Origin of the sequence: Klebsiella sp. CN_Kp106, from assembly GCF_040064575.1 — a bacterium.
Taxonomy (GTDB): domain Bacteria; phylum Pseudomonadota; class Gammaproteobacteria; order Enterobacterales; family Enterobacteriaceae; genus Klebsiella; species Klebsiella michiganensis.
The window spans coordinates 152873-173407 of the sequence record NZ_JBEAIG010000071.1 but is presented as its reverse complement, the minus strand read 5'-3'; the positions used below and the strand labels follow the sequence as shown (position 1 = coordinate 173407).

Sequence of the window (20535 nt, the reverse complement as noted above, 5' to 3'; positions counted from 1 at the left end):
ATGATGCTGCAGGTCTGATGAGCGTGGCGCCATCAGGCGTTATAAACCAAACCCGGCTTTCGCCGGGTTTGGTTTTACATCCGTTCTACGGTTTCGATACCCAGGGTATCCAGACCCAGCTTCAGCGTTTTCGCCGTCAGCAGCGCCAGCTTCAGGCGGCTGTTGCGCGTCTCTTCGCTTTCGGCGCTCAGGATCGGGCAGTGCTCGTAGAAGCCGGAGAACAGACCCGCCAGATCGTACAGGTAAGAACACATCACGTGCGGCGTGCCTTCACGCGCGACGACCGTCAGGGTTTCTTCAAACTGCAGCAGACGGGCTGCCAGCTGGGCTTCGCGCTCTTCGGTGATGACCACCGGCGCCGCCGCCAGCGCGCTTTCATCGATATCCGCTTTGCGGAACACGGAGAGCACGCGGGTATAGGCATACTGCATATAAGGCGCGGTATTGCCCTCAAAGGCCAGCATGTTGTCCCAGTCAAAGATGTAGTCGGTGGTGCGGTTTTTAGACAAGTCGGCATATTTCACCGCGCCGATCCCGACCGCGTTCGCCAGTTTTTCCAGCTCATCGGCGGGCATCTCCGGGTTTTTCTCCGCCACCAGACGGCGTGCGCGCTCCAGCGCTTCGTCCAGCAGGTCGGCGAGCTTCACGGTACCGCCGGCGCGGGTTTTAAACGGTTTGCCATCTTTGCCGAGCATCATGCCGAACATGTGGTGCTCCAGCGGGACGGAATCCGGCACGTAGCCGGCTTTACGCACGATGGTCCACGCCTGCATCAGGTGCTGGTGCTGGCGAGAGTCGATGTAGTAAAGCACGCGGTCAGCATGCAAATTTTCGTAGCGGTATTTTGCGCAGGCGATATCGGTGGTGGTGTAGAGATAGCCGCCATCCTTCTTCTGGATGATAACGCCCATCGGTTCGCCTTCCTTGTTTTTGTACTCATCAAGGAACACCACGGTCGCGCCTTCGCTTTCTACCGCCAGACCTTTGGCTTTCAGATCGGCAACGATACCCGGCAGCATCGGGTTATAGAGGCTTTCACCCATCACGTCGTCGCGGGTCAGGGTAACGTTGAGGCGGTTATAGGTTAACTGGTTTTGCGACATGGTGATGTCGACCAGCTTGCGCCACATTTCGCGGAAGTACTCGTCGCCGCCCTGCAGCTTAACGACATAGCTGCGCGCGCGCTCGGCGAAGGCTTCATCTTCATCGTAGTGTTTTTTCGCTTCGCGATAGAAACCTTCGAGGTCGGCCAGCGCCATTTCACCGGCGTTTTCCTGCTGCTGTTTTTCCAGGTACGCGATGAGCATGCCGAACTGGGTGCCCCAGTCGCCCACGTGGTTAGCGCGGATCACTTTATGGCCGAGAAACTCCAGCGTACGCACCGCGGCGTCGCCAATAATGGTGGAGCGCAGATGGCCTACGTGCATCTCTTTCGCCACGTTCGGCGCGGAGTAATCGACGACCACCGTCTGCGCCTGCGGCTGAGCCACGCCCAGACGTTCCGATTTCAGCGCGCTGCTGACGTTTTCCGCGAGGAAGGCCGGATCGAGGAAAATATTAATAAAGCCAGGGCCGGCGATCTCTACCTTATTGGCAATCCCGCTCAGATCGAGATGAGACAGTACCTGCTCTGCAAGTTGTCGCGGCGCCATGCCCAGTTTTTTGGCAACGGCCATCACGCCGTTGGCCTGATAGTCGCCGAACTGGACTTTTGCTGACTGGCGGACCTGAGGTTCGCAATCGGCAGACGCGCCTGCCGCGATCAGGGCCTGACTGACTTTTTCTGAGAGAAGAGCCTGAATATTCACCGAAACACCTTACGTTAACACGCCGTCACCCTGATGGGGCGGCGCGGGAATGTGGACAAATTAGGGCAGGAGTATACTGCATTTGCACCCACGCGTCAGCACCGCGCGGAGGTTGCTGAGCCTCGCGCTCAACGAATAACCGTTCGCGGGACGCTGCCGGCGATTGCCGGTTGGTCGGTCGCGGAAAACGCGATAGATTAGCGCTTTTTAGCGAGTACCGAGGCTTACGATGGCGAACTGGCAGCAGATAGATGAACTGAACGATATTTCCGCGGACCTGCCGCGCTTTACCGAGGCGCTGAACGCGCTTGCTCACCGGCTCGGTCTCGATATTACGCCCCATGACGCCGACCATATTTCCCTGCGCTGTCACCAGAACGCTACGGCGGAGCGCTGGCGTCGCGGCTTTGAACAATGCGCTACTCTGCTGTCGGAAAATGTCATTAACGGTCGACCCATCTGCCTGTTCAGGCTGGATGAGCCGGTGGTCGTGGCGCACTGGCGTTTTAGCATCGTTGAACTGCCGTGGCCGGGCGAAAAGCGCTATCCGCATGAAGGCTGGGAGCATATTGAAATCGTTCTGCCGGGCGATCCTGAAACGCTCAATACCCGCGCGCTGGCGCTGCTTTCCGATGAAGGGCTGGGCCAGCCGGGCATTTTTGTGAAGACCAGTGCGCCGAAAGGAGAGCGTGAGCGTTTACCGAATCCGACCCTGGCGGTAACGGATGGCAAAGTGACGATCAAATTTCACCCGTGGTCGATTGAGCAAATTGTCGCCAGCGAACACGCTGAACGATAACAGTGTGAATCGACGCGGCGTCTGCCGGAAGAAATCGTGACATTCTGTAGTGCCTGCCCTATCGACGGAGAGAAGAATGACCTTACTGGAAGTCTGTTGTTACAGCATGGAGTGCGCGCTGGAGGCCCAGCGCCGGGGCGCCGATCGCATCGAGCTATGCGCCGCGCCGCAGGAGGGAGGGCTGACGCCTTCGCTGGGGGTACTGAAATCGGTGCGTGAAGCGGTGACCATTCCCGTTCATCCAATTATTCGCCCGCGCGGCGGTGATTTTTGCTATACCGCCGGCGAATTTGCCGCGATGCTTGATGATGTGGCCGCGGTGAAGGATCTCGGTTTTCCCGGCATGGTGATCGGCGTTCTGGACGCCGACGGTCGGGTGGATAGGGCGCGAATGAAAAAAATAATGGCGGCGGCGGGAACCCTGGCCGTCACCTTTCATCGGGCCTTTGATATGTGCGCCGACCCGCGCCAGGCCAGCGCTGAGCTGGCTGAACTCGGCGTTCAGCGTATCCTGACTTCGGGCCAGCAGTCTTCAGCCGAAAAAGGAATTTCATTAATCAGGGAACTTATTTCCCAAAGCGATACTCCTATTATTATGGCCGGTGCAGGCGTCCGCGCCGCCAACCTGCCGCTATTTTTGCAGGCAGGGGTAAAAGAGGTGCATACCTCGGCAGGCCAGTGGTTACCGTCCCCGATGCGCTTTCGCAATCCAGGACTGTCGATGTCTACGGATGCCGAAGCAGATGAATACTTACGCTACGCCGTCAATGGCGAAGCGGTAGCGGAAATGAAGAAGATTATTTCCGCACAGAGAGATTAAAACCCTAAATAATTCGAGTTGCGAGAAGGCGGCGACGCAGGGGATCCACAGGAACTTACTCAAGTAAGTGACTGGGGTGAGCGAGGAAAGCCAACGCACATGCAACTTGAAGTATGACGGGGATAAACCGTTTTTTGCTGCACATCATGTCGCCCAATATGATGATTGCCCGTACCAGGCCCCTGCCCATTAAACAGGGGCCTTTTTTTATCCTGAAAACGCGTTAACCAGGCTGCTTGTCGGCCCGCTTTTTCGCCGCCAGGGACTGTTCTGTTTCCGGTTTGGTGGCAATAAGCACCGCGCGCAGCGGGGCAGGGTAGCCTTCGCGGGTTTTGCTGCTGTCCTGCGGATCGAGGAAGTCGGCCAGCGACTCGGTGGTCATCCACTCGGTGCGGCGCTGCTCTTCGGTGGACGTCACGCACGCGTCGACGATGCGTACATCGATAAACCCGCATTTCTCCAGCCACTGCTTTAGCGCGGCGGCAGAAGGGATAAAGTAGACGTTGCGCATCTGCGCATAGCGATCGCCCGGCACCAGCACGGTATTTTCATCGCCCTCGACGACCAGCGTCTCCAGCACCAGTTCGCCGCCGGGAACCAGCTGATCTTTGAGCTGCCACAGGTGATCGAGCGGGGAGCGGCGGTGGTACAGCACGCCCATCGAAAAGACGGTATCAAAGGCGTTCAGCGCCGGAAGCTGCTCAATGCCCAGCGGCAGCAGATGCGCGCGCTGATCGTTGCCCAACAGTTTTCGCACCGCTTCAAACTGGCAAAGGAACAGCTGGGTGGGATCGATGCCTACCGCCAGACGAGCCCCGGCGCCAATCATCCGCCACATGTGGTATCCGCTGCCGCAGCCGACATCAAGGATGGTACGTCCGGTGAGGTCGGAAAGGTGCGGCAGTACGCGTTCCCACTTCCAGTCGGAACGCCATTCGGTGTCGATATTCACGCCGTAAAGCGACCAGGGCCCTTTACGCCACGGCATCAGATTCTTCAGCAGGTTTTCAATCCGCAGACGCTGACCGTCGCCCAGCGGCGTTTCGCTCTCCGCGGTGACGCTGTGCAGCAGATCCAGTCGGTAGGGCGAAAACTCGGGCAGAAACTCGACGGCCCGCTCCCATTCCCGGTATTTCCCGTGCAGCGCGTCACGCTGCCAGGCCGCCACCTGGGCGGGCAGCGTCTCCAGCCAGTGCGACAGCGGGCTTTTGGCAATCAACTGATAAAAGTTGCTGAAATCAATCATGCCTGGTCCCCGGATTTTACGGCGATTAACGATCCGAAGTTAAAGCACTGGAACCACAGTTCGGCATGTTCGAAACCGGCCTTGCGCAGGCGCGCTTTGTGGGTTTCCACGGAATCGGTGAGCATCACGTTTTCCAGCATGCTGCGCTTTTGGCTGATTTCCAGCTCGCTATAGCCGTTGGCGCGTTTGAAATCATGATGCATGTTGAACAGCAGTTCGCCGACGTTGTCATCTTCGAAGCTGAATTTTTCCGACAGCACCAGCGCGCCGCCCGGATTGAGTCCCTGATAGACCTTATCAAGAATGGCCTGGCGTTCGCCCGGTTCGAGAAACTGGATGGTGAAGTTCAGCACCACCATCGAGGCGTTTTCTATCGTGACGTGGCGAATATCGCCTTCAATCACTTCGACCGGCGTCGGCGCCTTATAGGCGTCAATATGGCGACGGCAGCGTTCGACCATGGCCGGCGAATTATCAACGGCGATGATTTTGCAGCCGGCATGCGCAATATTGCGGCGCACGGACAGCGTGGCTGCGCCAAGCGAGCAGCCGAGATCGTAAACCTGGGTATCCGGCTGAACGAAACGTTCCGCCAGCATGCCGATCATGGAAATGATATTGGAATAGCCGGGAACAGAGCGCTGGATCATATCCGGGAAGACTTCAGCAACCCGTTCATCAAAGGTCCAGTCGCCGAGGCTGGCAATCGGCGCGGAAAAAAGCGTATCGCGGTGAGACATAACGTTAAACCCGAAAAATCGAAAACGGCGTATTGTGCGCTAACGGACGGAGAAAACCAACTCCCAGGGCATATACCAGAAGTTCGCCAGCACCATCAGCAACAACGAACACCACGTCGCGCTCATGCCGGAACGACGCCAGCGGTAAAGACGATGATGAAAGCCATAGGAGTGCATCAGGCGCCCGGCGATCAGTAAAATACCGCAGACGTGGACCATCCAGGTCTGCGCGCCGTTCATTTCCATAAACAGCAGCAGAATCAGGCCAATGGGAATATATTCCACCGCGTTCCCGTGCACGCGTATAGCAACCTGCAGTTCGCTAAAACCGCCGTCGCCGTAGCCAACGCGATATTGCGTCCTCAGTCGTACAACGTCCCAGGAAAACTTAATAAGCAATAACGCACCTAAAACCGCATACAGCGCGCTGACCATACTCAAAACTCCCTTTTATCGCTTCCGGTGGCTCAATTGAGGATAGCAGGATATCAGAAAAGAGAGGTTTGCTGCGGAATTGAAGGTGCCGCCCCTATTTCCGGTAGGGCGGCGCGCAGATCGCTCCACAGGGTGTCGACCAGTTCCGGCGCCTGGGCGATATCCGGGGTATGGAGGAACAGGTACGGCGTGGTTGTCTGCGCCCATTTTGGCAGCGTGCGTAACCACACGCTAAACAGCTCACGATTTTGCGCCATGTCATCGCTGCCGATAAAACGCACCATCGGATGGTGGGCCGTCACCAGCGCATGGACGGGAACTTTTGGCTTCTTTCTTTGCGCGTCGAGCATCGCCGGGCTGCGGGCGACGGCGCTATGAACCGGACGGCTATCCAGGATCACGCGGTTGACGTTTCGCTGATGCAGCCCGCGATTGAGCTGCTGTTCCGCTTCCTCTTTGGCGAAAAACTCCGGATGCCTTACCTCAACGCCGTAGCTGAATTCGCGCGGCAGGCTGTCAAGGAACTGCCAGAGCGCGGGAAGATCCCGAGGGCCGAACGTGGCCGGCAGCTGCAGCCAGTATTGGCCAATGCGCGATGACAGCGGCGCCAGGCGGGTGAAAAACTCGTGGCTTAAGTCGTCGCAGTTGCGCAGCGATGCCTGGTGCGAAATGGTGGCCGGAAACTTGAAGCAAAAGCGAAAATCATCGTGGGTTTGTTCATACCAGCGGCTGACAATCTCAGCTTTTGGTAAAGCGTACAGGGTCGTGTTGCCCTCCACGCAGTTAAAATGGCGGGCATACTCTTCAAGGCTGGTGATACCCAGGCGCACCCACTTCGGGTGCGCCCATTGGGGAAGCCCAATATAGATCATAACGCGGCAAGTACCTCCTCGGTACTGCGCACGCGGGCAATACGCGGGAAGATGTGCGTCATGCTGCCCTGATGCTGTTCAGCCGTTGCTGCGCTGCAGGCGTCTTCAACGAGAATCAGATTGAAGCCCAGCTCCCAGGCGTTGCGCGCCGTCGATTCGACGCCGATATTGGTTGAGATACCGCACAGGATAATCGTATCGATACCGCGACGGCGAAGCTGCAGCTCCAGGTCGGTGCCGTAAAAGGCTCCCCACTGGCGTTTGGTGACTTCGATGTCGCTCTCCTGTTTTCCCAGCGCCAGCGGATAGGTCCACCAGTTTTCCGGTAGCGTATGGGCGCCTGCCTGGGCATCGACCGGCTGCTTCAGCGCTTCGGCGAAATCCGCCGACCAGCCAACGCGAACCATGACCACCGGGGAACCCTGCTGGCGGCACTTTTTGGCCAGACTCGCGGCGCGCTCAACCACGTCGTCAGCCCGATGCGGGCCGCCGGCAAACGGTAAAATGCCTTCCTGCAGGTCTATAACCACCAGCGCGGTTTTTTTTGCATTGAGTTCTAACATGATATCCCCGTATCTTCTTCTGTTGTCAGGTCGCTACAATACCGTTGCCGATCTCGCCCGAGGGTAACAAATTTTGTTAATTTTTGTGAGTACAAGCAATAAGCGCGCAGCAAAGCAACGCTGCGCGCTGCGCCGGGCTTATCGTGCGCCATAATTTCCAGTATAATAGCCGCCTTTTTTCATTCAGTTGTGACATCAGCTAAAGCTGCGACCTCGTCGCCTGCAAGACAGGCAACAATCCGCCTGCGGCTAAGTTAAGGGATATCTCATGCGTACAGAATATTGCGGGCAGCTTCGTCTGTCCCACGTAGGGCAGCAAGTGACTCTGTGTGGTTGGGTCAACCGTCGTCGTGATCTCGGTAGCCTTATCTTTATCGATATGCGTGACCGCGAAGGCATCGTACAGGTGTTTTTCGATCCGGATCGTGCCGACGCATTAAAGCTGGCCTCTGAACTGCGTAATGAGTTCTGCATCCAGGTCACCGGTACCGTGCGCGCGCGTGACGAAAAAAACATCAATAGCGATATGGCCACCGGCGCCATCGAAGTGCTGGCATCGGATCTGACGATTATCAACCGCGCTGAAGCGCTGCCGCTGGACTCCAACCACGTCAATACCGAAGAAGCGCGTCTGAAATATCGCTACCTGGACCTGCGTCGTCCGGAAATGGCGCAGCGCCTGAAGACCCGTGCGAAAATCACCAGCCTGGTGCGCCGCTTTATGGATGACCACGGTTTCCTCGACATCGAAACGCCGATGCTGACCAAAGCCACGCCGGAAGGCGCGCGCGACTACCTGGTCCCATCCCGCGTGCATAAAGGGAAATTCTACGCGCTGCCGCAGTCTCCACAGCTGTTCAAGCAGCTGCTGATGATGTCCGGTTTTGACCGCTACTATCAGATCGTTAAATGCTTCCGCGACGAAGACCTGCGTGCCGACCGTCAGCCGGAATTTACCCAGATCGATGTGGAAACCTCCTTCATGACCGCCGGGCAGGTGCGCGAAGTCATGGAAGCGCTGGTGCGTAACCTGTGGCAGGAAGTGAAGGGCGTGGATCTGGGCGATTTCCCGATTATGACCTTCGCCGAAGCCGAGCGCCGCTACGGTTCTGACAAACCAGACCTGCGTAACCCGATGGAGCTGGTGGACGTCGCCGATCTGGTGAAAGCGGTGGAATTCGCCGTCTTCGCCGGCCCGGCTAACGACGCCAAAGGGCGCGTTGCCGCGCTGCGCGTACCGGGCGGCGCTGCGCTGACCCGTAAGCAAATCGACGAATACGGTAAGTTTGTCCAGATCTACGGCGCGAAAGGGCTGGCCTATATTAAAGTAACCGAGCGGGCGAAAGGCCTTGAAGGCATCAACAGCCCGGTGGCTAAATTCCTTAACGCCGACATCGTTGAAGCGATCCTTGAGCGCACCGGCGCGCAGGATGGCGATATGATCTTCTTCGGCGCGGATAACAAAAAAGTGGTCGCCGACGCGCTGGGCGCGCTGCGTCTGAAGCTGGGCAAAGACCTGAACCTGACCGACGAAGACAAATGGGCGCCGCTGTGGGTTATCGACTTCCCGATGTTTGAAGACGACGGCGAAGGCGGCCTGACCGCGATGCACCATCCGTTCACCTCGCCGAAAGACATGTCCGCCGCCGAGCTGAAAACCGCGCCGGAAGACGCGGTGGCCAACGCCTACGATATGGTCATCAACGGCTATGAAGTGGGCGGCGGTTCCGTGCGTATTCACAGCGGTGAGATGCAGCAGACCGTGTTCGGCATCCTGGGCATTAACGAGCAGGAGCAGCGCGAGAAGTTTGGCTTCCTGCTGGACGCGCTGAAATACGGTACCCCGCCGCACGCGGGCCTGGCTTTTGGCCTCGACCGTTTGACCATGCTGCTGACCGGTACCGATAATATCCGTGACGTTATCGCCTTCCCGAAAACGACCGCAGCCGCTTGCCTGATGACTGAAGCGCCAAGCTTCGCTAACCCGGCATCGTTGAGCGAACTCGGTATTCAGGTGGTGGCGAAAGAGGCAAAAGAGTCTCTGGAGAATAAGTAAGATGTCATTCAAGCTCCCCGTTTCCGTACTGGTGGTGATTTACGCCGAAGATACGAAGCGGGTGCTGATGTTGCAGCGGCGCGACGATCCCGCGTTCTGGCAGTCGGTTACCGGCAGCCTGGAAGAGGGAGAAACCGCGCCGCAGGCTGCCGCGCGTGAAGTTATGGAAGAGGTCGCCATCGATGTTGCCTGCGAGCAGCTGGCTTTGGTTGATTGTCAGCGTACGGTAGAATTCGAGATATTTTCTCATTTACGTCATCGCTATGCGCCGGGCGTTGAGCGCAATACGGAGTTTTGGTTCCGTCTTGCGCTCCCCCATGAACGCCAGATTGTCTTTACGGAACATCTGGACTATCGCTGGGTTGACGCGGCGGAAGCCGCCACGTTGACCAAGTCCTGGAGCAACCGGCAGGCGATTGAAGAATTTGTAATTAACGCCGCCTGAAAGGGCGCGCTTTTTTTTGGAGAGTTTTTTATGGCAGGTCATAGTAAATGGGCCAACACCAAGCACCGCAAAGCGGCACAGGATGCCAAGCGCGGTAAGATCTTTACGAAAATTATTCGCGAGCTGGTCACCGCCGCGCGTCTGGGCGGCGGCGATGCGGGCTCTAACCCGCGTCTGCGCGCGGCAATCGACAAAGCGCTGAGCAACAACATGACCCGCGACACCCTGAACCGCGCTATCGCGCGCGGCGTCGGCGGCGATGATGATGCGAACATGGAAACCATCATCTATGAAGGTTACGGTCCTGGCGGCACGGCGGTAATGGTTGAATGTCTGTCCGACAACCGCAACCGTACCGTGGCGGAAGTACGTCATGCCTTCACCAAAACCGGCGGTAACCTGGGGACCGACGGTTCCGTTTCCTACCTGTTCAGCAAAAAAGGCGTTATCTCCTTCGAGAAAGGCGACGAAGATGCGATTATGGAAGCGGCGCTGGAAGCGGGCGCGGAAGACGTTGTGACCTATGACGACGGCGCGATTGACGTTTATACCGCCTGGGAAGAGATGGGCGCGGTACGCGATGCGCTGGAAGCCGCCGGCCTGAAAGCGGACGCCGCTGAAGTCTCGATGATCCCGTCAACCAAAGCGGATATGGACGCTGAAACTGCGCCGAAACTGCTGCGTCTGATCGATATGCTGGAAGATTGCGACGATGTGCAGGAAGTTTATCACAACGGCGAGATCTCTGATGAGGTCGCCGCAACGCTCTAATGTTGCCGACCGTTAAACCACTAACCGGAGGCGCGTGATGGCCATTATTCTCGGCATTGACCCGGGGTCGCGCGTCACTGGTTATGGCGTCATCCGCCAGGTTGGACGCCAGCTGAGCTACCTCGGCAGCGGCTGTATTCGCACGAAAGTGGATGATTTACCGTCTCGCCTGAAGCTTATCTATGCGGGCGTGACGGAAATTATCACCCAGTTCCAGCCGGACTACTTCGCCATCGAACAAGTGTTTATGGCAAAGAACGCCGACTCGGCGCTGAAGCTCGGCCAGGCGCGCGGCGTGGCGATTGTCGCGGCGACGAATCAGGACCTACCGGTCTTTGAGTACGCCGCCAGGCAGGTAAAGCAGACCGTTGTCGGCATCGGCAGCGCGGAAAAGAGCCAGGTGCAGCACATGGTGCGCACGTTGCTTAAGCTGCCGGCTAACCCGCAGGCGGATGCGGCAGATGCTTTAGCCATCGCCATCACCCATTGCCACGTCAGCCAGAACGCGGCTCAGATCGGCGAAAGCCGCCTGAACCTGGCGCGCGGACGCTTACGATAACCTGAAATCAGGCTGGATATCTATCCAGCCTTTTTTTATGATACCGCATTAGACTTTCGGCCCTTAATCCAGGAGCTCCATGTGATAGGCAGACTCAGAGGCATCATTCTCGAAAAACAACCCCCGCTGGTTTTACTTGAAACGGGAGGCGTAGGCTATGAGGTTCATCTGCCGATGACCTGCTTCTATGAGCTGCCGGACGTGGGTAAAGAGGCGATCATTTTCACCCACTTTATCGTCCGTGAAGATGCACAGCTGCTGTATGGCTTTAACAACAAGCAGGAGCGCACGCTGTTTAAAGAGCTGATTAAAACCAACGGCGTCGGTCCGAAGCTGGCGCTGGCGATCCTTTCCGGTATGTCGGCGCAGCAGTTTGTCAATGCCGTTGAGCGCGAGGAGCTGGCGGCGCTGGTGAAGCTGCCGGGTATCGGCAAGAAAACCGCGGAACGTCTGATTGTCGAGATGAAAGACCGCTTCAAAGGACTGCACGGCGATCTGTTCACGCCGGCAGCGGATCTGGTCCTGACGTCGCCGGCCGGCCCGTCTGACGATGATGCTGAACAGGAAGCGGTTGCCGCGCTGGTGGCGCTGGGCTATAAACCTCAGGAGGCCAGCCGGATGGTCAGCAAAATCGTACGCCCGGATGCCAACAGTGAAACGCTAATTCGCGAAGCGCTCCGCGCCGCGTTGTGAGGTAAGGGATGATTGAAGCAGACAGGCTGGTATCGGCGGACAGCAGCGGTTTTGAAGAGGCGGCCGATCGCGCAATTCGTCCTAAATTGCTGCAAGAGTACGTGGGCCAGCCGCACGTCCGTTCGCAAATGGAGATCTTTATCCAGGCGGCGAAGCTGCGCGGCGACGCGCTCGATCACCTGCTGATTTTTGGCCCGCCGGGGCTGGGGAAAACCACCCTGGCAAACATCGTCGCTAACGAGATGGGCGTTAATCTGCGCACCACCTCCGGCCCGGTGCTGGAGAAGGCGGGCGATCTGGCGGCGATGCTGACCAATCTTGAGCCCCACGACGTTCTGTTTATCGACGAGATCCACCGCCTGTCGCCGGTGGTCGAAGAAGTCCTGTATCCGGCAATGGAAGATTATCAGCTGGATATCATGATTGGCGAAGGGCCCGCGGCGCGTTCGATAAAAATCGATCTGCCGCCGTTTACCCTGATTGGCGCGACGACTCGCGCCGGCTCGCTGACATCACCGCTGCGCGACCGTTTTGGCATCGTTCAGCGCCTGGAGTTCTACCAGATCCCGGACCTGCAGCATATTGTCAGCCGCAGCGCCCGCTATATGGGACTGGAGATGAGCGAAGAGGGGGCTCTGGAGGTCGCGCGCCGCGCGCGCGGTACGCCGCGAATCGCCAACCGCCTGCTGCGCAGGGTGCGTGACTTTGCCGAGGTTCGCTACGACGGGCGTATCTCTGAGGAGATTGCCGCTCAGGCGCTGGATATGCTCAACGTGGATGCGGAAGGCTTTGATTATATGGACCGTAAGCTGCTGCTGGCGGTCATCGATAAATTCTTTGGCGGGCCGGTCGGCCTGGATAACCTGGCGGCGGCCATCGGTGAAGAGCGGGAAACCATTGAAGACGTGCTGGAGCCGTATCTGATCCAGCAGGGCTTTTTACAGCGTACGCCGCGCGGGCGAATGGCGACGGTACGGGCCTGGACCCACTTCGGCATTACGCCGCCGGAAATGCCGTAATCGTTGTCCGGCTATAAAACGGCAGACCGCAGAGACCAGTAGCCCGGCTAAGCGGAGCGCAAGCCGGGGAAATAGCTGAAGCGGTATTGCGGTTTGATGTCCCGGCTTGCGGCGTGAACGCCTTAGCCGGGCTACAACGTCTGCAGACGGCCATGAGTCCATAGCCGTCTGCAGAGTTTTGATGACGGCTGACGCGGGCGCATAAGCGTCAGGCGGCCGGTTTCTTGCTCATGCTGAAAATAAACAGCAGCGCGGCGCACAGCACCACGGAAGGCCCCGCCGGCGTGTCGTAGAACGCCGAGAAGGTCAATCCTCCGGTAACCGCAATCATTCCCACGCCAACCGCCACTCCCGCCATTTGCTCCGGCGTACGGGCAAAGCGGCGGGCCGTTGCGGCGGGAATAATCAACAGCGACGTGATAATCAGCGCCCCGACGAACTTCATCGCCACGCCGATGGTCAGCGCGGTCACCAGCATCAATAGCAGCTTGACCCGCTGAAGCTTAACGCCATCAACAAACGCCAGGTCCGGGCTAATGGTCATCGACAGCAGGTTGCGCCATTGCCAGAGCAGGATCGCCAGCACGATAACCACGCCAATCGCAATGGAGATCAAATCTTCCGGCGTCACCGCCAGCAGATCGCCGAACAGATAGGCCATCAGATCGACGCGCACGTTTGACATCAGGCTGACCACCACCAGGCCCAGCGACAGCGCGCTGTGCGCCATGATGCCGAGTAGCGTGTCTACCGCCAGGTGGGGGCGTTTCTCCAGCCACACCAGGCCGCCCGCCAGCAGCAGCGTCACCGCGATGACCGCATAGAATGGATTGACGTTGAGCAGTAAACCAAAAGCCACGCCGAGCAGAGAGGCGTGGGCCAGGGTATCGCCGAAGTAGGACATCCGGCGCCAGACGACGAACGATCCCAGCGGACCCGCCGCACAGGCGAGCATCATTCCGGCCAGCCAGCCGGGGAGCAGTAATTCAATCATTAACGGTCATTTCCCCGACGCAGTACAATCCGCCCCTGCAGGTCGTGGCGGTGGTTATGATGATGGCGATAGATCCCTAGCTGTTCCGCGCCGCGCTGGCCGAACATCGAGATAAATTCCGGGTGCATAGAGACCACTTCCGGCGCGCCGGAGCAGCAAATATGCTGATTCAGGCACAGCACTTCGTCGGTTTTGGCCATTACCAGATGCAGGTCATGAGAAACCATCAGTACGGCGCAATCAAGCTCCTGGCGCAGCTGGTTAATCAGATCGTAAAGCGCCACCTGGCCGTTGACGTCAACGCCCTGCGTCGGCTCGTCGAGCACCAGCAGCTGCGGCTGATTGAGCAGCGCCCGCGCCAGCAGTACCCGCTGGGTTTCTCCGCCGGAAAGCTTCTGCATAGGGGCGTCGATCAGATGCCCGGCCTGCACGCGCTTAAGCGCTGGCAGAATGTCGCGTTTGTGCGTTCCCGGACGTAAAAGCATAAAGCGGCTGACGGTCAGCGGCAGGGTAGCATCAAGGTGCAACTTTTGCGGCACATAGCCGATCCGCAGATGCCCGTCGCGTTTGATAATCCCTTCCGAGGGTGCTACCAGCCCCAGAACCACTCTCACGAGGGTCGATTTACCGGCGCCGTTCGGCCCCAGTAAGGTTAAAATTTTGCCCGGCTTTAGCGTTAGCGAAATGTCAGACAGCACGCGCCTTTGGCCATAAACGACCGCGACGTTTTCCAGAGTTACAAGATTTGTCATATCAAATTAGAGGTTGCACAAGCCAGTGAATGTTATAATATCACATCTTTCTCATTCTATACGATGATTAGACGCATTATGTTACATAAAAATACGCTTCTTTGCGCTGGACTTAGCGCCGCTTTTTTGTTCGCCCATGCGCCGTTGGCCAGCGCCGCGGTTGTCACTTCCCTTAAGCCACTGGGCTTTATCGCTTCCGCTATCGCCGATGGGGTGACACAGACGCAGGTACTGCTGCCGGACGGGGCCTCGGAGCATGACTATTCGCTGCGGCCATCGGATGCAAAACGCTTACAGAACGCAGACTTAGTGGTCTGGATTGGTCCAGAGATGGAGGCGTTTATGGATAAGTCAACGCAAAGCATTGCGCCGAACAAAAAGGTGACGATTGCCGAGCTTGACGGCGTGAAACCGTTACTCATGAAAGGCACCGACGACGACGACGACCATCATGGTCACGACCATGGCGCCGGGGAAAATAGTGACGACGATCACCATCACGGCATCTATAACATGCATCTGTGGCTTTCCCCAGAGATAGCGCGCCTTTCGGCGGTTGCAATCCACGATAAATTATTGGAACTTATGCCGCAGAGTCGAGCCAAACTTGACGCCAACCTGAAGGATTTTGAGGCAAAATTAGCCGCAACCGACAAGCAGGTTGGGACCGAGCTGGCACCGCTGAAAGGGAAGGGATATTTCGTTTTTCATGACGCCTACGGCTACTTTGAAAAACATTACGGTTTGACCCCACTGGGTCATTTTACTGTCAACCCTGAAATCCAGCCTGGTGCGCAGCGTTTACACGAAATCAGAACACAGCTGGTTGAGCAAAAAGCAACTTGCGTTTTTGCTGAGCCACAGTTCAGGCCAGCGGTCATCGAAGCTGTTGCCAGGGGAACGTCCGTGCGCATGGGAACCCTGGATCCACTTGGAATCGGAATTAAGCTGGGTAAAGAGAGTTACCCGCAATTCCTGAGCCAGATGGCGAATCAGTATTCAAGCTGCCTGAAAGGAGAATAACGAGGAAGTGAATACGTGCAACAGATAGCCCGCGCTGTCACTCAGGCATTTAACAATCTGCCACGACCTCACCGCGTTATGCTGGGGTCGCTTAGCGTTCTTACATTAGCGGTCGCCGTCTGGCGGCCTTACATATACCACCATCCTGAATCCACCCCCATCACCAGAACCATCGAGCTGGAACAAAGCGAAATTCGTTCGCTGCTGCCAGAAGCTTCGGAACCCATCGATCAGGCGCCTCAGGAAGAAGAGGCTATCCCTCAGGACGAGCTGGATGACAAGGCGGATAGCGATTCCGGTGGCCACGAATATGTGGTCTCGACCGGCGATACGCTTAGCAGCATTCTTAATCAGTACGGCATTGATATGGGCGATATCGCCCGGCTCTCCTCGGTGGATAAAGAGCTGCGTAATCTGAAAATTGGTCAACAGCTCTCCTGGACCCTGACGGCGGACGGTGACCTGCAAAGCCTGACCTGGGAGATGTCGCGCCGCGAAACCCGCACCTACGATCGGGTTGCAAACGGTTTCAAAATGAGCAGCGAGCTGCAAAAAGGCGACTGGGTCAATAGCGTACTGAAAGGTACCGTAGGCGGCAGCTTCGTCGCCAGCGCTCGCGATGCCGGCCTGACCAGTACCGAAATCAGCGCGGTGATCAAAGCCATGCAGTGGCAGATGGACTTCCGTAAGCTGAAAAAAGGCGATGAATTCTCCGTGCTGATGTCGCGTGAAATGCTCGACGGTAAGCGCGAGCAAAGCCAGCTGCTTGGCGTGCGCCTGCGCTCGGAGGGTAAAGACTATTACGCGATCCGCGCTGAGGATGGCAAATTCTACGACCGCAACGGTACCGGCCTGGCGAAGGGGTTCCTGCGCTTCCCGACCGCACGTCAGTTCCGCGTCTCTTCGAACTTTAACCCGCGTCGTCTGAACCCGGTGACCGGCCGCGTCGCGCCGCATCGTGGCGTCGATTTTGCGATGCCGCAGGGTACGCCGGTGCTGTCGGTAGGGGATGGCGAAGTGGTGGTGGCTAAACGTAGCGGTGCGGCAGGTTATTACGTCGCCGTCCGTCATGGTCGCACCTATACCACCCGCTATATGCACCTGCGTAAGCTGCTGGTCAAACCCGGGCAGAAGGTGAAACGCGGCGATCGTATTGCGCTGTCGGGCAACACAGGGCGTTCTACCGGTCCGCATCTGCATTATGAAGTGTGGATCAACCAGCAGGCGGTCAACCCGCTAACGGCGAAACTGCCGCGTACGGAAGGGCTCAGCGGTTCCGACCGTACCGATTATCTGGCGCAGGCAAAACAGGTGATTCCGCAGCTGCGGTTTGACTAACCTTCCGTCAGTTAAAGCCGGTGCACGCTGTGCGCCGGCTTTTTCTTTTGTACGTTACTCAACGTATCGCTAAACTAACCCATTATCTTTATTGAGCGGTAATTCTGCGGATTGGGCATGGAAACGAAAAAAAATAATATTGAATTTATTCCAAAATTTGAAAAATCCTTTTTACTACCGCGCTACTGGGGCGCGTGGTTAGGGGTTTTTGCCTTCGCCGGTATCGCTCTGACGCCGGCCTCTTTCCGCGATCCGATTCTCGGCAAAATGGGGCGCTTTGTGGGGCGCCTGGCAAAGAGTTCGCGCCGTCGGGCACAGATTAACCTGCTGTACTGTTTCCCGGAAAAGAGTGAGCAGGAACGAGAAGCCATTATTGATGCAATGTATGCCTCCGCGCCGCAGGCGATGGTCATGATGGCGGAGTTAGGCCTGCGCGACCCGCAGCGCATTCTTTCTCGCGTCGACTGGCAGGGCAAAGAGATCATCGAGGAGATGCAGAGAAACAACGAGAAAGTGATCTTTCTGGTTCCCCATGCCTGGGGCGTGGATATTCCGGCGATGCTGATGGCTTCCGGCGGGCAAAAAATGGCGGCGATGTTCCATAATCAGGGCAATCCGGTATTTGATTACGTCTGGAATACCGTGCGCCGTCGTTTCGGTGGACGTATGCACGCGCGCAACGACGGGATCAAACCGTTTATTCAGTCGGTGCGTCAGGGGTACTGGGGCTACTATCTGCCGGATCAGGATCACGGCGCCGAGCACAGCGAGTTTGTTGATTTCTTTGCCACCTATAAAGCGACGCTCCCGGCGATCGGCCGTTTAATGAAAGTCTGCCGCGCCCGCGTCGTACCGCTGTTCCCGGTCTATGATGGTAAAACGCATCGTCTGACGGTGCTGGTGCGCCCGCCGATGGACGATCTGCTGGAGGCGGACGATAACACTATCGCCCGGCGGATGAACGAAGAGGTGGAAGTGTTCGTGAAGCCGCATACCGAGCAGTACACCTGGATCCTCAAGCTGCTGAAAACGCGCAAGCCGGGTGAAATCGAGCCCTACAAGCGTAAAGAGCTGTACCCCAAGAAGAAGCCGCATCAGGGGTGAAAATCGCAGCCAATGGCCTCACCGGGTTCATTGGCCGTATTGTTTGAGTAGCGCCAAATGATCGGCAACGAGCCGGTAACGATATTCCGGACGACCGGTGATGCCGTAATGGTTGGTGGTGTAGAGGATATTTATCTGCTCCAGCCAAATCAGATATTTGCGGCATGAGACCCGGGATATCTGCAGCGCCGCGGCCAGTTCATTGGTCGAAAAGTCACGTTCCTGCCAGGCGTCAATCCACTGGCACACCAGACGAAGCGTCTGCGGCGTAAGCCCTTTCGGCAAGCGGCGTGCGCTTTCCTGCTGCTGAACCCCGCTGCGCAGCAGGCTGTCCACATCGGCCTGGGCGTAGCTGGATTTCGCATTCTTCAGATCGCGCTTTTTACGCCATGACAACAGCGCCTCCTCAAAGCGCGGAAACTGAAACGGTTTAATCAGGTAATCGACCACGCCATAATGCAGCGCCGTCTGAACCGTGCACCTATCGGCAGCGGAGGTAATCATAATGACATCAATATTTCGCGCATCGGCGCGTAGCGCGGGCAGCAGATCCAGCCCGTTCTCTTGCTGCATGTAGACATCCAGCAGCACCAGATCGACCTGCGCCAAATGGCTAAGCATCTCCCTGGCTTCGCGGACCGTGGGGGCCACGCCGCAGCAGTGGAAGTCCGCCACCCGGCTGAGAAACAGCCGGTTCAGCTCGGCCACCATGGAATCATCATCGACAATCAGCACATTAATCATGCGGGGTTTCCCGGTGCGGCGGGAAGCCGGCGCGCTTCCCGTAATATGTGTCTGGGATGGCGATCAAAATGGCGATCGTTTATATGCGGTGTAGCGCGCTCGCCAGAACATTTTATCGATATTCGCGGCCAGCTGAGCCTCGTCAATCTGCGGCGCGACGCCATCCTGCTGAGCCGCGCGTGCGACCTCTGCGGCAATTGCCCGGGAAATCATCTCAATCTCGTCGACCGGCGGCAGTAATCCGCCGGCGTCGCGGGTGGCCAAAGGCGAGTGGGCGGCTAGGGTTTTACTGCAGGCGATAAGCATCCCTTCGGTCACGCGCGCCGCTTTGCTGGCCAGAATCCCCAGCCCCAGACCGGGGAAAACATAGGCATTGTTGCACTGGGCGATATCGTAGGTCTTACCGTCATAGAATACGGGCGCGAACGGGCTGCCGGTGGCAATTAGCGCATTCCCCCGGGTCCATTCCAGCAGATCCTTCGGCTGGGCTTCGGCGCGGGAGGTCGGGTTGGACAGCGGCATAATAATCGGACGCGGGCAGTGCCGGTGCATCTCTTTGATAATCTCTTCGCTGAACAGTCCCGGCTGGCCGGATACGCCAATCAGCACGGTGGGATGGACGTTGCGTACAACATCCATCAGCGACAGGTGGGCCGCATCGGTATCCCAGCGGGTAAGATTTTTCCGCGGCGTGACGTGGCCCTGCTGGAAATCCAGCAAATCCGGCATCTCATCGGTCAACAGGCCAGGGCGGTCTACCATAAAGATGCGATTGCTCGCTTCCTGCTCTGAGAGCCCGTCATCAACCATCAGCGCAATGATTTTTTCCGCTATCCCACATCCGGCCGATCCGCTGCCGAGAAACACCACTCGCTGATCGCGGATCCGCGTACCGGCGGCAGCGGCGGCAGCGATCAGCGTGCCTGAGGTCACGGCTGCCGTGCCCTGAATATCATCGTTGAAACAGCACAGCTGGTGACGATAGCGGTTAAGAAGCCGGGTGGCGTTTTTTTGCGCAAAATCTTCGAACTGTAGTAGCACATTGGGCCAGCGCTGCGTGATGGCATGGACAAACATGTCCATAAATTCCATGTACTGCTCGTCGCTTATACGCGGATGACGCCAGCCCATATACAGCGGGTCCTCAAGATGCTGGGCGTTGTTGGTGCCCACGTCCAGCATAATGGGGAGCGTTGATGCCGGGTGTATACCCCCGCAGGCTGTATATAACGAGAGTTTACCAATCGGGATCCCCATGCCGCCAATCCCCTGGTCGCCGAGGCCAAGAATGCGCTCGCCGTCGGTCACCACAATAACGTTGATATCATTGCGGGAAAAGCCCTGCAGCATCTCATCAATGTTGTGACGGTTAGGCCATGAAATAAACAGACCGCGTCCCCGGCGATAAATTTCAGAGAAGTGTTCACATGCTTCACCTACCGTTGGGGTATAGATGATCGGCAGCGTTTCTTTCATATGGCTGCGCAGCAGATTATAGAATAGGGTCTCGTTAGTATCCTGAATATTTCGCAGGTAGATATGGCGCGAAATATCCCGTTTAAACTGGCAAAACTGCCCCCACGCGCGCGCGGTTTGCTCTTCAATCGTTTCGACATTATGCGGCAGCAGACCCTGAAGATTAAACGCGGTACGTTCACCTTCAGTAAATGCGAGACCTTTATTTAATAACGGATTTTCCAGCAGCACGGCGCCGTTATAGGGCGTATATAAGGTTTCTGTGGCTAACATTTGAT

21 protein-coding genes are annotated in these 20535 nt (G+C 57.4%); 11 read left to right on the top strand and 10 right to left on the bottom strand.

Annotation, left to right across the window (positions count from 1 at the left end):
* Positions 1–74 precede the first annotated feature (74 nt).
* Entirely contained in the window at positions 75–1808 is a 1734-nt protein-coding gene (gene argS / locus ABLU96_RS27580) for an arginine--tRNA ligase (RefSeq protein ID WP_025106115.1), read from the bottom strand.
* A gap of 229 nt (positions 1809–2037) precedes the next feature.
* Here argS and ABLU96_RS27575 point away from each other — a divergent pair, with 229 nt between their 5' ends.
* Together ABLU96_RS27575 and cutC are read left to right on the top strand one after the other, a co-directional pair.
* Positions 2038–2607 carry a VOC family protein gene (locus ABLU96_RS27575; RefSeq protein WP_014838837.1) on the top strand — a complete coding sequence of 190 codons (570 nt, stop codon included), beginning with the start codon at positions 2038–2040 and terminating at the stop codon, positions 2605–2607.
* Positions 2608–2683: 76 nt separating this feature from the next.
* Positions 2684–3427, top strand: coding sequence for a copper homeostasis protein CutC (gene cutC / locus ABLU96_RS27570; protein WP_049069085.1), 744 nt, complete (start codon positions 2684–2686; stop codon positions 3425–3427).
* 223 nt (positions 3428–3650) lie between these two features.
* On the opposite strand, the gene cmoB is transcribed toward cutC, so the two are convergent.
* From cmoB to ABLU96_RS27545, 5 genes are read right to left on the bottom strand one after another with little or no spacing between them, the layout of a single operon-like run.
* Positions 3651–4673: a tRNA 5-methoxyuridine(34)/uridine 5-oxyacetic acid(34) synthase CmoB gene (gene cmoB / locus ABLU96_RS27565; RefSeq protein ID WP_004852151.1), complete on the bottom strand. Its 1023-nt coding sequence runs from the start codon at positions 4671–4673 to the stop codon at positions 3651–3653.
* Positions 4670–5413: a carboxy-S-adenosyl-L-methionine synthase CmoA gene (cmoA, locus tag ABLU96_RS27560; protein WP_009652021.1), complete on the bottom strand. Its 744-nt coding sequence runs from the start codon at positions 5411–5413 to the stop codon at positions 4670–4672. The genes cmoB and cmoA overlap by 4 nt, the downstream gene beginning before the upstream one ends.
* Positions 5414–5452: 39 nt before the next feature.
* The gene (locus ABLU96_RS27555; RefSeq protein WP_025106117.1) at positions 5453–5848 is read right to left on the bottom strand and encodes an MAPEG family protein; all 396 of its coding nucleotides are present in this window, start codon (positions 5846–5848) and stop codon (positions 5453–5455) included.
* A 53-nt stretch (positions 5849–5901) separates the two neighbouring features.
* Positions 5902–6720 carry a DUF72 domain-containing protein gene (locus ABLU96_RS27550; RefSeq protein ID WP_014229856.1) on the bottom strand — a complete coding sequence of 273 codons (819 nt, stop codon included), beginning with the start codon at positions 6718–6720 and terminating at the stop codon, positions 5902–5904.
* Complete coding sequence (locus ABLU96_RS27545) at positions 6717–7283, bottom strand: hydrolase (RefSeq protein ID WP_046878055.1); 567 nt, start codon at positions 7281–7283, stop codon at positions 6717–6719. Before ABLU96_RS27545 ends, ABLU96_RS27550 begins: the two co-directional genes overlap by 4 nt.
* 268 nt (positions 7284–7551) lie before the next feature.
* Between ABLU96_RS27545 and aspS the strand changes: the two genes are divergently transcribed.
* From aspS to ruvB, 6 genes are all read left to right on the top strand, one after another.
* Positions 7552–9339, top strand: coding sequence for an aspartate--tRNA ligase (aspS, locus tag ABLU96_RS27540; protein ID WP_047723535.1), 1788 nt, complete (start codon positions 7552–7554; stop codon positions 9337–9339).
* A 1-nt stretch (position 9340) separates the two neighbouring features.
* Entirely contained in the window at positions 9341–9784 is a 444-nt protein-coding gene (gene nudB, locus ABLU96_RS27535) for a dihydroneopterin triphosphate diphosphatase (protein WP_004852138.1), read from the top strand.
* Between the two features lie 30 nt (positions 9785–9814).
* The gene (locus ABLU96_RS27530; protein ID WP_004122063.1) at positions 9815–10555 is read left to right on the top strand and encodes a YebC/PmpR family DNA-binding transcriptional regulator; all 741 of its coding nucleotides are present in this window, start codon (positions 9815–9817) and stop codon (positions 10553–10555) included.
* A gap of 37 nt (positions 10556–10592) precedes the next feature.
* On the top strand, positions 10593–11114 hold the full coding sequence (ruvC, locus tag ABLU96_RS27525; RefSeq protein ID WP_014229855.1) for a crossover junction endodeoxyribonuclease RuvC: 522 nt from the start codon (positions 10593–10595) through the stop codon (positions 11112–11114).
* 81 nt (positions 11115–11195) lie between these two features.
* On the top strand, positions 11196–11807 hold the full coding sequence (gene ruvA, locus ABLU96_RS27520; RefSeq protein WP_004103390.1) for a Holliday junction branch migration protein RuvA: 612 nt from the start codon (positions 11196–11198) through the stop codon (positions 11805–11807).
* A gap of 8 nt (positions 11808–11815) precedes the next feature.
* A complete protein-coding gene (ruvB, locus tag ABLU96_RS27515; RefSeq protein WP_004852130.1) occupies positions 11816–12826 on the top strand; it encodes a Holliday junction branch migration DNA helicase RuvB in 1011 nt (336 codons plus the stop codon).
* A gap of 208 nt (positions 12827–13034) precedes the next feature.
* Here ruvB and znuB read toward each other — a convergent pair whose 3' ends face one another.
* Positions 13035–13820, bottom strand: coding sequence for a zinc ABC transporter permease subunit ZnuB (znuB, locus tag ABLU96_RS27510; RefSeq protein WP_014229854.1), 786 nt, complete (start codon positions 13818–13820; stop codon positions 13035–13037).
* Positions 13820–14572: a zinc ABC transporter ATP-binding protein ZnuC gene (gene znuC / locus ABLU96_RS27505; protein WP_014229853.1), complete on the bottom strand. Its 753-nt coding sequence runs from the start codon at positions 14570–14572 to the stop codon at positions 13820–13822. Before znuC ends, znuB begins: the two co-directional genes overlap by 1 nt.
* A gap of 78 nt (positions 14573–14650) precedes the next feature.
* Here znuC and znuA point away from each other — a divergent pair, with 78 nt between their 5' ends.
* From znuA to lpxM, 3 genes are all read left to right on the top strand, one after another.
* Positions 14651–15595, top strand: coding sequence for a zinc ABC transporter substrate-binding protein ZnuA (gene znuA, locus ABLU96_RS27500; RefSeq protein ID WP_004852123.1), 945 nt, complete (start codon positions 14651–14653; stop codon positions 15593–15595).
* Between the two features lie 15 nt (positions 15596–15610).
* Positions 15611–16933, top strand: coding sequence for a murein DD-endopeptidase MepM (gene mepM, locus ABLU96_RS27495; RefSeq protein ID WP_004852121.1), 1323 nt, complete (start codon positions 15611–15613; stop codon positions 16931–16933).
* A gap of 117 nt (positions 16934–17050) precedes the next feature.
* On the top strand, positions 17051–18037 hold the full coding sequence (gene lpxM / locus ABLU96_RS27490) for a lauroyl-Kdo(2)-lipid IV(A) myristoyltransferase (protein WP_048260994.1): 987 nt from the start codon (positions 17051–17053) through the stop codon (positions 18035–18037).
* 27 nt (positions 18038–18064) lie between these two features.
* Here lpxM and dcuR read toward each other — a convergent pair whose 3' ends face one another.
* Positions 18065–18781, bottom strand: coding sequence for a two-component system response regulator DcuR (gene dcuR, locus ABLU96_RS27485; RefSeq protein ID WP_025106122.1), 717 nt, complete (start codon positions 18779–18781; stop codon positions 18065–18067).
* 63 nt (positions 18782–18844) lie between these two features.
* Positions 18845–20530, bottom strand: coding sequence for an NAD-dependent malic enzyme (locus ABLU96_RS27480; RefSeq protein ID WP_064405645.1), 1686 nt, complete (start codon positions 20528–20530; stop codon positions 18845–18847).
* Positions 20531–20535: the final 5 nt, after the last annotated feature.